General features: G+C 71.4%; 10 protein-coding genes and 1 pseudogene. 8 read left to right on the forward strand and 3 right to left on the reverse strand.

Annotated features, from left to right (window positions below):
- The 6 genes from scy to ABT186_RS45680 all read left to right on the forward strand — a co-directional run.
- On the forward strand, positions 1 to 3,316 hold a 3,316-nt coding region (scy, locus tag ABT186_RS45655; protein WP_351930331.1), incomplete at its 5' end, for a polarized growth protein Scy.
- Positions 3,317 to 3,498: 182 nt separating this feature from the next.
- Positions 3,499 to 4,434 (forward strand): coiled-coil domain-containing protein, encoded by a 936-nt coding sequence (locus ABT186_RS45660; protein WP_351225619.1) that lies wholly within the window; start codon positions 3,499 to 3,501, stop codon positions 4,432 to 4,434.
- 84 nt (positions 4,435 to 4,518) lie between these two features.
- Positions 4,519 to 5,496 (forward strand): ABC transporter ATP-binding protein, encoded by a 978-nt coding sequence (locus ABT186_RS45665; protein ID WP_351225621.1) that lies wholly within the window; start codon positions 4,519 to 4,521, stop codon positions 5,494 to 5,496.
- Positions 5,497 to 5,499: 3 nt separating this feature from the next.
- Positions 5,500 to 6,270: an ABC transporter permease gene (locus tag ABT186_RS45670; RefSeq protein WP_351225623.1), complete on the forward strand. Its 771-nt coding sequence runs from the start codon at positions 5,500 to 5,502 to the stop codon at positions 6,268 to 6,270.
- Positions 6,271 to 6,453: 183 nt separating this feature from the next.
- Positions 6,454 to 7,665 carry an ABC transporter ATP-binding protein gene (locus tag ABT186_RS45675; protein ID WP_351930333.1) on the forward strand — a complete coding sequence of 404 codons (1,212 nt, stop codon included), beginning with the start codon at positions 6,454 to 6,456 and terminating at the stop codon, positions 7,663 to 7,665.
- Positions 7,662 to 8,531: an ABC transporter permease gene (locus ABT186_RS45680; protein WP_351225627.1), complete on the forward strand. Its 870-nt coding sequence runs from the start codon at positions 7,662 to 7,664 to the stop codon at positions 8,529 to 8,531. Before ABT186_RS45675 ends, ABT186_RS45680 begins: the two co-directional genes overlap by 4 nt.
- Before the next feature lie 7 nt (positions 8,532 to 8,538).
- Here ABT186_RS45680 and ABT186_RS45685 read toward each other — a convergent pair whose 3' ends face one another.
- The gene (locus ABT186_RS45685) at positions 8,539 to 8,871 is read right to left on the reverse strand and encodes an Rv1322 family protein (RefSeq protein WP_351225629.1); all 333 of its coding nucleotides are present in this window, start codon (positions 8,869 to 8,871) and stop codon (positions 8,539 to 8,541) included.
- 220 nt (positions 8,872 to 9,091) lie between these two features.
- On the opposite strand from ABT186_RS45685, the gene ABT186_RS45690 reads away from it, so the two are divergent.
- Positions 9,092 to 10,120, forward strand: coding sequence for an LLM class flavin-dependent oxidoreductase (locus ABT186_RS45690; RefSeq protein WP_351225630.1), 1,029 nt, complete (start codon positions 9,092 to 9,094; stop codon positions 10,118 to 10,120).
- A 111-nt stretch (positions 10,121 to 10,231) separates the two neighbouring features.
- On the opposite strand, the gene ABT186_RS45695 is transcribed toward ABT186_RS45690, so the two are convergent.
- A complete protein-coding gene (locus ABT186_RS45695) occupies positions 10,232 to 10,624 on the reverse strand; it encodes an SCO5389 family protein (protein ID WP_351225631.1) in 393 nt (130 codons plus the stop codon).
- Positions 10,625 to 10,894: 270 nt separating this feature from the next.
- On the opposite strand from ABT186_RS45695, the gene nucS reads away from it, so the two are divergent.
- Positions 10,895 to 11,566 (forward strand): endonuclease NucS, encoded by a 672-nt coding sequence (nucS, locus tag ABT186_RS45700; protein ID WP_351225632.1) that lies wholly within the window; start codon positions 10,895 to 10,897, stop codon positions 11,564 to 11,566.
- A gap of 79 nt (positions 11,567 to 11,645) precedes the next feature.
- Here nucS and ABT186_RS45705 read toward each other — a convergent pair.
- Positions 11,646 to 12,559: pseudogene (locus ABT186_RS45705) on the reverse strand (ATP-binding protein); the annotation flags it as partial.

Consider the following 12,559-nt stretch of genomic DNA (forward strand, 5'->3'; position numbering starts at 1 on the left):
GGAGGCGCTCGCCGCGGCCCGGGCCGTGGCCGAGGGCAACGACTCGTTGGCCGGGCTGCGGCTCCAGCGCGACTCCGCGACCGCCCGCGCCGAGGCCGAGCAGATCCTGCGCCGGGCCCGCGCGGACGCCGAGCGGCTGCTGAACGCGGCGGCCACCCAGGCCCAGGAGGCCACGGACCACGCCGAGCAGCTGCGCTCCAGCTCCACGACCGAGTCCGACGCCGCCCGCCGGCAGGCGGCCGAGCTGAGCCGGGCCGCCGAGCAGCGGATGGCGGAGGCGGAGGCGGCGCTGCGCGAGGCGCGCGCCGAGGCCGACAAGGTCGTCACCGAGGCGAAGGAGGCCGCCGCCAAGGCCCTCTCCGGAGCCGAGTCGACCAACGAGCAGCGCACCCGCACGGCCAAGGAGCAGGTCGCCCGGCTGGTCAGCGAGGCCACCAAGGAGGCGGAGGCCACCAAGGCCGAGGCCGAGCAGGTGGTCGCGGATGCCAAGGCCGAGGCCGAGAAGATCCTCGCGGAGGCCGGTGAGAAGGCCCGCAGTGTCACGGCCGAGGAGACCGCTTCCCAGCTCGCCAAGACGGCCCGTACGGCCGAGGACGTCCTGAACAAGGCGTCGGAGGACGCCAAGGCGACCACCAAGGCAGCGGCCGAGGAGGCCGAGCGGATCCGCAGGGAGGCCGAGACCGAGGCCGACCGGCTGCGCGCCGAGGCGCACGACATCGCCGAGCAGCTCAAGGGCGCGGCGAAGGACGACACCAAGGAGTACCGCGCCAAGACGGTCGAGCTGCAGGAGGAGGCCCGCCGGCTGCGCGGCGAGGCCGAGCAGCTGCGTGCCGACGCGGTCGCCGAGGGCGAACAGATCCGGGCCGAGGCCCGGCGCGAGGCCGTCCAGCAGATCGAGGAGGGGGCCAAGACCGCCGAGGAGCTGCTGGCCAAGGCGAAGGCCGACGCGGACGAGATGCGCTCGGCGGCCACCACGGACAGCGAGAAGGTGCGCACCGAGGCCATCGAGCGCGCCTCGATGCTGCGCCGCCAGGCCGAGGAGACCCTGGAACGCACCCGCAAGGAGGCCGAGCGGCACCGGGCCGAGGCCGCAGAGCAGTCCGAGGCGGTCAAGGAGGAGGCCGAGCGGGCCGCCCGCGCCCTGCGCGAGGAGACCGAGCGCGCCGTCGAGGCCCGCCACGCGGAGGCCGCCGGGGAACTGGCCCGTCTGCAGTCCGAGGCCGAGCAGCGGCTCGCCTCCGCCGAGCAGGCGCTGGACGACGCCCGTGCGGAGGCCGAGCGGATCCGCCGCGAGGCCGTGGAGGAGAGCGACCGGCTGCGCTCCGAGGCCGCCGAGCGCATTCGTACGCTCCAGGCGCAGGCCGAGGCCGAGGCCGACCGGCTGCGCACGGAGGCCGCCGCCGACGCGTCCGCCTCCCGTGCCGAGGGCGAGGCCATCGCCGTACGCCTGCGCTCGGAGGCGGCGGCCGAGGCCGAGCGGCTGAAGTCGGAGGCGCTGGACAGCGCCGACCGCGTACGGACCGAGGCCCAGGCAGCGGCCGAGCGGCTGGGCACCGAGGCCACGGAGACGCTCGCCGCCGCCCAGGAGGAGGCCGCCCGGCGCCGCCGCGAGGCCGAGGAGCTCCTCGGCTCCGCGCGCCAGGAGGCCGACCAGGAGCGCGAGCGGGCCCGTGAGCAGAGCGAGGAGCTGCTCGCCGTGGCGCGCGTCCGGGTCGAGGAGGCCCAGGCCGAGGCCGTACGGCTGATCGAGGAGGCCGACCGGCGTGCCACCGAGATGGTGTCGGCCGCCGAACAGCACGCCCAGCAGGTGCGGGACTCCGTCGTCGGACTGCACGAGCAGGCGCAGGAGGAGATCACCGGTCTGCGTTCCGCCGCCGAGCACGCGGCGGAGCGGACGCGCACCGAGGCTCAGGAGGAGGCGGACCGGGTCCGCGCCGACGCCTACGCGGAGCGCGAGCGGGCCTCCGAGGACGCGGCCCGCATCCGGCGGGAGGCCGCCGAGGAGTCGGAGGCCGCCAAGTCGCTGGCGGAGCGGACGGTCGCCGAGGCGATCGCCGAGGCCGAGCGGCTCCGTTCGGACGCCGCCGAGCACGCCCAGCGGGTCCGCACCGAGGCGTCGGACACCATCGCCAATGCCGACCAGGACGCGGCGCGAACGCGTGCGGAGGCGCGCGAAGACGCGAACCGGATCCGGTCCGACGCGGCCACCCAGGCCGACACCCTCATCACGGAGGCCCGGTCGGAGGCCGAACGGCTCACCGCGGAGACCAACGCCGAGGCCGAGCGGGTCCGGACCGAGTCGGTGGCCAAGGCCGACAAGCTGCTCTCGGACGCGACCGACGAGGCCGAGCGGCTGCGCGCCGAGGCCGCCGAGACGGTCGGGTCCGCGCAGCAGCACGCCGAGCGGATCCGCACCGAGTCGGCGCGGATCAAGGCGGAGGCGGAGGCGGAGGCCGAGCGGATGACCGCGGCCGCGCGCGCGGAGGCCGAGCGCACCCTGGACGAGGCCCGCAAGGACGCCAACAAGCGGCGCTCCGAGGCGGCCGAGCAGGTCGACACGCTCATCACGGAGACCGCCGCCGAGGCCGACAAGCTGCTCTCGGAGGCCCAGCAGACCGCGCTGAAGACGACGGCGGACGCCGAGGCGCAGGCCGACACGATGGTGGGTGCCGCGCGCACGGAGGCCGACCGGCTGGTCGCCGAGGCGACGGTCGAGGGCAACTCGCTGGTGGAGCGGGCCAGGGCGGACGCGGACGAGCTGCTCGTCGGCGCGCGCCGGGACGCGACCGCGATCCGGGAGCGCACGGAGGAGCTGCGCGAACGCATCACGACCGAGATCGAGGAGCTGCACGAGCGGGCGCGGCGCGAGTCGGCCGAGACGATGAGGTCGGCGGGCGACCGGTGCGACGCGCTGATCAAGGCGGCCGAGGAGCAGCTGGAGAAGGCCAAGGCGCAGGCGAAGGAGATCGTCTCGGAGGCCAGCTCCGAGGCGGGCAAGGTCCGTATCGCCGCGGTCAAGAAGGCCGAGGGGCTGCTCAAGGAGGCCGAGCAGAAGAAGGCCACGCTCGTGTCCGAGGCCGAACAGATCAAGGCCGAGGCGATCCGTGAGGCCCGCAAGGCCGTCGAGGAGGGCAAGCGGGAGCTGGAGATCCTGGTGCGCCGGCGCGAGGACATCAATGCGGAGATCTCCCGTGTCCAGGACGTCCTGGAGGCGTTGGAGTCTTTTGAGGCGCCGTCCGGTGGCAAGGATGGGGGCGTCAAGGCGGGGGCCGCAGTGGGTGCGCCCCGTTCGGGTGGCAAGGCGTCAGACGGGTAGCCAGAAGCGTCGATTCTGTGCTTGCCGGGACGTTTCGTACAGGTCCTGGCAAGCCCTGAGACAGTTAGCCACCCAAAAGGAGTGTCATTCTCCAGATCAAACACGTATCCGCTCGATGACACGCCGCTTTGACCCCTAGGATTCCCTCTATCACCTCACCGGTCTCATTCGACAGGAACCCCATGAGCGACACTTCCCCCTACGGCTTCGAGCTTGTGCGGCGTGGGTACGACCGCGCTCAGGTGGACGAACGGATCTCCAAGCTCGTCTCCGACCGTGACAGCGCTCTCACCCGCATCACTGCTCTGGAAAAGCGCATCGAGGAGCTCCACCTCGAGACACAGAACGCCCAGGCCCAGGTGACCGACGCCGAGCCGTCGTACGCCGGTCTCGGTGCGCGTGTCGAGAAGATCCTCCGCCTCGCCGAGGAAGAGGCCAAGGACCTGCGCGAGGAGGCCCGCCGCGCCGCCGAGCAGCACCGTGAGCTGGCCGAGTCGGCCGCCCAGCAGGTGCGCAACGACGCAGAGTCGTTCGCCGCGGAGCGCAAGGCCAAGGCCGAGGACGAGGGCGTCCGGATCGTCGAGAAGGCCAAGAGCGACGCCTCTCAGCTGCGCTCCGAGGCACAGAAGGACGCGCAGTCCAAGCGCGAGGAGGCGGACGCCCTCTTCGAGGAGACCCGCGCCAAGGCCGCCCAGGCCGCTGCCGACTTCGAGACGAACCTCGCCAAGCGGCGCGAGCAGTCCGAGCGCGACCTGGCTTCCCGTCAGGCCAAGGCCGAGAAGCGTCTGGCCGAGATCGAGCACCGCGCCGAGCAGCTGCGCCTGGAGGCCGAGAAGCTGCGCACGGACGCCGAGCGCCGCGCCCGCCAGACGGTGGAGACGGCTCAGCGCCAGGCCGAGGACATCGTGGCCGACGCGAACGCCAAGGCCGACCGCATCCGCTCGGAATCCGAGCGCGAGCTGGCGGCGCTGACGAACCGTCGCGACTCCATCAACGCCCAGCTCACGAACGTCCGCGAGATGCTCGCGACGCTCACGGGCGCGGCCGTCGCCGCCGCGGGCTCCCCGACCGAGGACGAGCCGATCTCGCGCGGGGTTCCGGCACAGCAGTCGCGGTAACGCCGGGCGTACGGCAGAGGAACATCCGCGGAGCCCTCCGCCACTGCGGTGGCGGAGGGCTTTGTGCCGTCTTAGCGTGGCCGCATGATCGAGCTCGAGGGGCTGACCAAGCGGTACGGCGAGAAACTGGCGGTCAACAACCTCACGTTCACCGTCAGACCGGGTGTCATCACGGGCTTCCTCGGCCCCAACGGCGCCGGGAAGTCCACCACCATGCGGATGGTGCTCGGGCTCGACCACCCCACCGCCGGTGACGTCCGCATCGACGGCAGGCACTACGACCAGCTGAAGAACCCGCTGCAGTACATCGGCGCCCTGCTCGAGGCCAGGGCCGTGCACGGCGGCCGCAGCGCCTACAACCATCTGCTCTGCCTGGCGCAGAGCAACGGCATCCCCGCCTCCCGTGTCCACGAGGTCCTCGACACCGTCGGTCTGACGGCCGTGGCACGGAAGAAGACCAAGGGCTTCTCCCTGGGCATGGGCCAGCGCCTCGGCATCGCGGGCGCGCTCCTCGGCGACCCGCGGATCCTGATGTTCGACGAGCCGGCCAACGGCCTCGATCCCGAGGGCATCCACTGGATCCGCACCCTGATGAAATCCCTCGCGGCGCAGGGGCGGACCGTGTTCGTCTCCAGCCACCTCATGAGCGAGATGGCGCTCACCGCCGACCATCTCGTGGTCATCGGCCAGGGCCGGCTGCTCGCCGACACCTCCATGGCGGACTTCATCCAGCAGAACTCACGCTCGTACGTCCGTGTCCGCTCCCCGCAGCGCGAGCGGCTCCTCGATGTGCTGCACGAGGCGGGCATCACGGTCGTCGAGTCCGGCAGCGGCGTGCTGGAGGTGGACGGCGGCAAGGCCGAGCTGATCGGTGAACTGGCCGCCCGGCACCATCTCGTGCTGCACGAGTTCAGTCAGCAACAGGCCTCGCTCGAGGAGGCGTTCATGCGGCTGACCGCGGAGTCGGTGGAGTACCACGCGCACGCCGACGCGCCCCGCGACAGCTGGCCGGGGCAGGCCCCGCGCCAGAGGTGGGGCGCCGACTGGAAGAAGGGAGGCTGAGCCATGGCGGCGGCCCAGGTCATCCGGTCCGAGTGGACCAAGATCCGGTCGGTGGCGTCCACGGTGTGGACGCTCTCCGTCGCGCTGGTCGTCACCGTCGCCCTCGGCATGCTGATCTCGGCGCTGACCCGGAGCGAGTTCGACAGGATGAGCCCGAAGGACCGGCTCTCCTTCGACCCGACCTTCATCAGCTTCGCCGGGATGAGCCTCGGTCAGCTCGCGATGATCGTGTTCGGGGTGCTCGTGGTGTCGAACGAGTACAGCACCGGAATGATCCGCACCTCGCTCGCCGCGGTCCCCCGGCGCGGCACCTTCCTGTTCGGCAAGGTCGCGGTGGCGACCGCGCTCTCCCTGGTGGTCGGCATGGTCACCAGCTTTGTCGCCTTCTTCTTCGGACAGGCGATGCTCGGCCCCCACCGGGCGGAGATCGGCGACCCCGGCGTCCTGCGTGCGGTCATCGGCGGCGGGCTCTACATGACCCTCATCGCGATGTTCTCGATGGGGGTGGCCGCGATGCTGCGCTCGCCGATGCTGTCGCTCGGCATCCTCATGCCGTTCTTCTTCCTGATCTCCAGCATCCTGGGGAACGTCTCCGCGACGAAGAAGATCGGCCGCTTCCTCCCCGACCAGGCGGGCAGCAGGATCATGCAGGTCGTGCCCAGGGCCGCCGACAACCCCCCGTACGGTCCCTGGGGCGGGCTGGGGATCATGGTGCTGTGGGTGGTGGCGGCCCTTGCCGGGGGCTACGTCCTGCTGAAGAAACGGGACGCCTGAGCGGCACGGAGCCCCCCTGACCAGGCAGGACCCGTAGCCGACCGCGGTCAGAGCCGGTTCACCCCGGTGACCTGCAGGGTTTTACATTCTCTTGAGTGGAACCGTCAGCGGCCGGATATCCTCCTAACCCTTACGGGGGCGGTCTGGGCCCCGACGTCCTGAACCTTTCGATGGGTGCGGAGCATGATCGAGGCAGTCGGCCTGACGAAGCGCTACGGCGACAAGACGGCCGTGTACAACCTTTCCTTCCAGGTGCGGCCGGGTGCCGTCACCGGCTTCCTCGGGCCCAACGGCTCGGGCAAGTCGACGACCATGCGGATGATCCTCGGCCTGGACAACCCCACCTCGGGGCAGGTGACGATCGGCGGCTACCCCTACCGCAAGCTGCCGAACGCTCCGCGCCAGGTCGGCGCCCTGCTCGACGCCAAGGCCGTGCACGGCGGCCGGGCCGCCCGCAACCACCTGCTGTGCCTCGCCCAGCTCTCCGGCATCCCGGCCCGACGTGTCGACGAGGTGCTCGGTGTCGTCGGTCTGCAGGACGTGGCCCGGAAGCGGTCCAAGGGATTCTCGCTCGGCATGGGACAGCGGCTCGGCATCGCCGCCGCGCTCCTCGGCGACCCCCAGGTGCTCCTCTTCGACGAACCGGTCAACGGTCTCGACCCCGAGGGCATCCTCTGGGTGCGCAACCTGATGAAGTCGCTGGCGGCGGAGGGCCGTACGGTCTTCGTCTCCTCCCACCTCATGAGCGAAATGGCGCTCACCGCCGACCACCTGATCGTGATCGGGCGCGGGCAGCTGCTCGCCGACATGAGCGTGAAGGACTTCATCTCCGCCAACTCCGCGGACTTCGCGCGCGTCCGCACCCCCGACACCGAGCCGCAGCAGCGGGAGAAGCTGAGCTCGGCGCTGACGGAGGCGGGCGGGCACGTACTGCCCGAGCAGGACGGTGCGCTGCGCGTCACCGGGCTGCCGCTGCCGCGCATCAGTGACATCGCGCACGACGCCGACGTACGTCTGTGGGAGCTGTCCCCGCATCAGGCCTCGCTGGAGGAGGCGTACATGCGGATGACGCAGGGCGCGGTCGACTATCGCTCGACCATCGACCAGAAGGCCGGGCTGATGCAGCCGCTGCCGCCCGGCGTCCAGCCGCCGATGCCGGTGCCGGGCCAGGGCCAGCCGGGCTGGTACGCCCCGCCGCCGCCCCAGCAGGGCGGGCAGCCGTTCGCGATGCCCGGGCAGCCGCCCGCGGGCCCGTACGGCGCGCCTGTCGCCCCTGCCGCGGGACAGCCGAACCCGTACGCGCAGCCGGCGCCGCAGGGCCAGGCACCGGCCCGGCCCGCCGCGCCCGCCCCCGCTCCCGCTGTTGACACGACCAAGTCCGAGGACGCCCGATGAGCACCCCCCAGCCTTCGATGCCGCAGGCCGCGCCCGCCTGGCAGGCGGCGCCCGGTTCCGCGTACCCCACCTACACCTCGCCGATCCCGGTGGTACGGACCCATCTCGGGCATGCCGTCGCCTCCGAGTGGACGAAGATCAGATCGGTGCGCTCCACGATGTGGACGCTCGGGGTGTTCATCCTGCTGGTGATCGGGATCGGGCTTGCCGCCGGCGCCCTGGTCGCGAACTCCAGCGGGGAGAGCGCGGGTCTCAACCCGCTGTCCCTCGGTTTCTTCGGGATCCTCCTCGGCAGCATCTGCATCATCACGCTCGGCGTGCTGACCACCGCGTCGGAGTACGGCACCGGCATGATCCGGACCACGATGACGGCCTGCCCCAGCCGCACCCGGGTACTCGCGGCGAAGGCGATCGTGTTCTTCCTCGTCGCCTTCGTGGTCACGCTGGTGGCCGCCACCCTTGTCGCGTTCGCGCAGGTGGCCATGCTGAGCGGCCATGGCACGAAGGACCCTTCCGGCGCGGAGTGGCTGAAGGGCACGCTCGGCGTCAGCCTCTACATCGCGCTGCTCGGGCTGATCTCGCTCGTCATCGGCTCGATCGTGCGGCACTCGGCGGGCGCCATCACCATCATGATCGGAGCGGTGCTGGCCCCGCTGGTCATCGCGCTGTTCATGTTCGCGCAGTCGCTGGAGAACGTGCGCAAGGCCCTGGTCGAGTACTCGATCCCCAACCAGCTCAGCGTCTTCTACGCCAACTCCCTGAGCGAGTCCGGCCCGTCCGGCTGGGATCCGCTGTGGATCATCCTGGGCGCGACGGCCGCGGCCTTCGCCGGGGCATGGCTGCTGCTGGAGAAGCGGGACGTGTAGGCCGGGTTCAGAACCTCGGCGCGTTACGGGACCGCTGCACCCGCGTGGTGCGGCGGTCCTTCGCGTTCCAGCAGGCCTTGTGCCAGTGCCTGCGGTCGTCCACGCCCGCGTGCTCGGGCCAGGCCACCACGTGCGGGAGGCCGGAGGGGATCATCTGGTCGCAGCCGGGGCAGCGGTATGTCTTGCCCTGGGCGCCGGCGCCCGCCACATGGCGCACGCTCCACTCCTCGCCCTGCCAGCTCTCGGTGAACTGCCAGCCGCCGTAACGGGACCTGTCGTCGTCGTCCGCGCTCCGGCCCGACGAGCCGGAGTCCTTGGGTCGGTTGCGACGCGGGGACACAGAACACCTCACGGGGCTATACAGGGAGCACGGGCCGTATCCAGCCTACGCGGCGCAAGCGGGGGTACGCGTACGTCACCAATCTGACAGATCTCCCTCCGATCGGCCCATTCTGCAGACAATCCGCAAATCTCTCCGTCAAGCCGTGACTTGGGCACATGTCAGACAGTTATGCCGCGTGGGGGAGCTCCGCGTCGGAGCCAGGAAAGCAGGAAGTGCAATGCGCGTAGGAAGTTTTGTACTGGCGGCCCAGTTTCCCGGACAGGGCCAGGGGGAGGCGCTGCACCGTGCGGTGCGGTCGGCCGAGGTCGCCGAAGAGGCGGGGCTCGATGCGGTGTGGCTGGCCGAGCACCACTTCGTGCCGTACGGGACGTGCCCGTCGGCGGTCACTCTGGCCGGCCTGCTGCTGGGCCGCACCCGCCGCATCCGGGTCGGCACGGCGGTCAGCGTGCTGCCCACCGCCCACCCGGTGGCGCTCGGCGAGCAGGCCGCACTGCTCCACCTCACCTCGGGCGGGCGCTTCTCGCTCGGCGTCGGGCGCGGCGGGCCCTGGGTGGACCTGGAGGTCTTCGGCTCGGGCCTCGCGGCGTACGAGAAGGGGTTCCCGGAATCACTCGATCTGCTGGTGCGCTGGCTGCGCGAACCGTCCGTTGCCGCCACGGGGGAACGATTCAGCTTCCGCGAAGTCCCTGTCGTCCCACGGCCGTCGGAGTCGCTCACCGACACCGAGGGACCCGAGGTCGTCGTCGCCTGCACCTCGCCGACGAGCGTCCGCCTCTCCGCCGAGCGGGGGCTGCCGATGCTGCTCGGCATGCACGTCGGGGACGAGGAGAAGGCGGAAATGGTCGCGCTGTGGCGGCAGTACGCGCACGCGGCGGGCGTCGACAGGGACGTGATCGCCCGCGCGAGCCATGTCTCGGCCGGCGTCTGCCAGATCGCCGACCGGCGCACCGACGCGGTGGAGGCGCTGACGAAGGCGATGCCGGGCTGGCTGAAACAGGGGCTCGACGCCCATGTGACGGTCGACGGCCGGGCCCGCACGATGCGGGACCCGCTGGCGTACACCGAACTTCTCTGCGGGCTGCACCCGGTGGGCACGCCGAGGCTGTGCGCCGACCGGCTCGCCGCGACGTCGGAGCGGACCGGAATCTCGCGCTTCGCCCTGCTCGTCGAGGGCTCCGGCGACCTCGCGGCGACGGAGGAGAACGTACGCAGGCTCGGTGCCGAGGTGCTCCCCCACCTCGGCTGAGTCAGCCGGGCGCGGCCCGTCCCGTCGTCCGGGCCGCCGACGGGAGCCTGCCGCTCCGGTACAGATGCACCTCCCACGTAGGGAGCGGCAGGCCGTGCGTCGTCACATGCGTCAGCAGTCGCGCAGTTCCGGCGACTGGTTGAGCAGCTGACTGCGGACCGAGGTGAAGCGAGCCAGCGTGTCGTCCACTGAGGAGTCCAGCGGGAACACCGCCACCCGGTGGCAGTTCTGGAAGGCCAGGCGCACTCCGAAGTGCCGCTGCAGGGCGCCGCGTATCGCGTCACTCGCGAGCGCACGCAGCAGCTGTCCACGTGCCTGCTCGTCCGGCGGGGGCGTCTGGTTGTCGGCGAACTCGCCGCCGTCCACCTTCAGCTGAGCCACCAGGGAGCTGATCATCTCCCACGCATAGGGCAGGGAGGTCCGGACGCAGTCGACGAAATCTTCTTCGTCGACCTCGCCTCGCTCGGCCTGTTCGAGTAGGGCCGGTGAGACGTCGAGCGACATGGGTTCTCCTCTCACACCCCGAAACAACAGGGGTTGATGGACAGGGAAGGGAGTTCGCACTATCGAACACGCTGCGTACACACGGCGCGACCTCCCGTTTACTACGGTAAGCAACGGCCGGTGACGGCACCAGGAGAATGCGCACACAGCGAACTCCCACTAGGCACACAACCGGCCATTGACGAACAGGGGCATCCCGGGAGAAACGGGGGAGGCGGCTCACGAGGGCGAATCGCGTCGGGGCGGGCGCGTCGAGTAGCGTTGCCGACCATGCGTCTCGTCATTGCCCGGTGCTCCGTCGACTACGCGGGCCGTCTCACCGCCCATCTGCCCTCCGCGCCCCGTCTGATCCTGGTCAAGGCGGACGGCAGCGTCTCGATCCATGCGGACGACCGTGCCTACAAGCCCCTCAACTGGATGTCGCCGCCCTGCACGCTGAAGGAGGGGGCGGGCGACGACGAGGGCGTCTGGACCGTCACCAACAAAACGGGCGAGAAACTGATCATCACGATGGAGGAGGTCCTCCACGACTCCACGCACGAACTCGGCGTGGACCCGGGTCTGATCAAGGACGGTGTGGAGGCGCATCTGCAGGAGCTGCTGGCCGACCGCATCGAGACGCTCGGCGAGGGCTACACGCTCATCCGCCGCGAGTACATGACAGCGATCGGCCCGGTGGACATCCTGTGCCGGGACGCCGAGGGCGGGACCGTGGCCGTGGAGATCAAGCGGCGGGGCGAGATCGACGGCGTGGAGCAGCTCACGCGCTATCTGGAACTCCTGAACCGCGACCCCCATCTCGCGCCGGTCCGCGGCATCTTCGCGGCCCAGGAGATCAAGCCGCAGGCCCGCGTCCTCGCCACGGACCGCGGTATCGGCTGCGCGGTCCTGGACTATGACGCGCTGCGGGGCATTGAGGACGACAAGCTGCGGCTGTTCTGACGGGCAGTACAGGCAGTACTACGACGACGAGGGCCGGGTCCGGAAGACGGACCCGGCCCTTCGTGCACCGAGGGGGACTTCAGATCACCGCACCCGTGCCGCTCGGCGTGCCCGTGCCGGTGCTCGCCGGGCTGCTCGATGTGGCCGTGGCGCTGGACGACGGGCCGCTGGCCGAGTTGGACGTGCTGGGACTCGTCGGTCCCGTCGACGTCGGATCGGGGGACGGCGACGACGGGGACGACGAGGTCGAACTGGACGGCGAGCCTCCCGACGGCTTCGTGGGCGTCGGCGTCGAGGGCTTGGTCGTAGACGGCTTCGACGGTGACGTCGACTTCGTGGGCGTCGAACCCTGCGTACCGGTCGGGTGGTCCGTCGGACCGCCCGTCGTGCCCGGCGTAGGACTGTCCGTCGTGCCGGGCGCGCCAGGCGTGCCCGTGCCCTTCGCCGTCGCGGCGCCGACGTCGCCCGAACTGCCTCCGCCGCCCTTGTTCGCCTTGTCCGCGCCGAGGCTGCCGTCGTTGGCGCCCTGGCTCGCCGAGGGGCCCACCTGGACGTTCCGGGACGGGTTGTTGGCGTCGTTGTTCGACGTCATGCCGAGCGTCACGACCGTGCCGAGGACGGCGACCAGCGCCGCACCCGCGCCCGCGGCCACCAGATTGCGCCGGGTTCCCTTCACCACGCTCCGGATGCCGCCCAGGAGCACGGGCTCGGGCTCGGCCATCGCCTGGTGCGTGACGAGCGTCGCCGTGTCGCCGATCGGCCCGGTCAGCCCGAAGCCGGCCGGTACTCCGCCGGGCGGCGACGCCGACTCCTCGTGCCGCGCGTCCGGTACCTCCTCGCCCGCCGCCGTACGCCCGCCGGGCGGTGTCGCGCCGGAGCGGTCGGCGACCAAGGCGAGGGCGGCCCGCCCGGCGAACGAGCCGCGCATGTGGTCGAGGGCGCCCCGCACCCCGATGGTGGCCTCCACGTCGGCCCCGGCCCGGTAGGGCTGGA

The organism is Streptomyces sp. NPDC001634, from assembly GCF_040298185.1.
GTDB lineage: Bacteria > Actinomycetota > Actinomycetes > Streptomycetales > Streptomycetaceae > Streptomyces.

What these genes read in the sequence shown, in the direction of transcription:
- ABT186_RS45660 (WP_351225619.1), top strand. Translation starts at nt 3,499, where the DNA reads ATGAGCGACACTTCCCCCTACGGCTTCGAGCTTGTGCGGCGTGGGTAC.
- ABT186_RS45665 (WP_351225621.1), top strand. Translation starts at nt 4,519, where the DNA reads ATGATCGAGCTCGAGGGGCTGACCAAGCGGTACGGCGAGAAACTGGCG.
- ABT186_RS45670 (WP_351225623.1), top strand. Translation starts at nt 5,500, where the DNA reads ATGGCGGCGGCCCAGGTCATCCGGTCCGAGTGGACCAAGATCCGGTCG.
- ABT186_RS45675 (WP_351930333.1), top strand. Translation starts at nt 6,454, where the DNA reads ATGATCGAGGCAGTCGGCCTGACGAAGCGCTACGGCGACAAGACGGCC.
- ABT186_RS45680 (WP_351225627.1), top strand. Translation starts at nt 7,662, where the DNA reads ATGAGCACCCCCCAGCCTTCGATGCCGCAGGCCGCGCCCGCCTGGCAG.
- ABT186_RS45690 (WP_351225630.1), top strand. Translation starts at nt 9,092, where the DNA reads ATGCGCGTAGGAAGTTTTGTACTGGCGGCCCAGTTTCCCGGACAGGGC.
- ABT186_RS45695 (WP_351225631.1), bottom strand. Translation starts at nt 10,624, where the DNA reads ATGTCGCTCGACGTCTCACCGGCCCTACTCGAACAGGCCGAGCGAGGC.
- nucS (WP_351225632.1), top strand. Translation starts at nt 10,895, where the DNA reads ATGCGTCTCGTCATTGCCCGGTGCTCCGTCGACTACGCGGGCCGTCTC.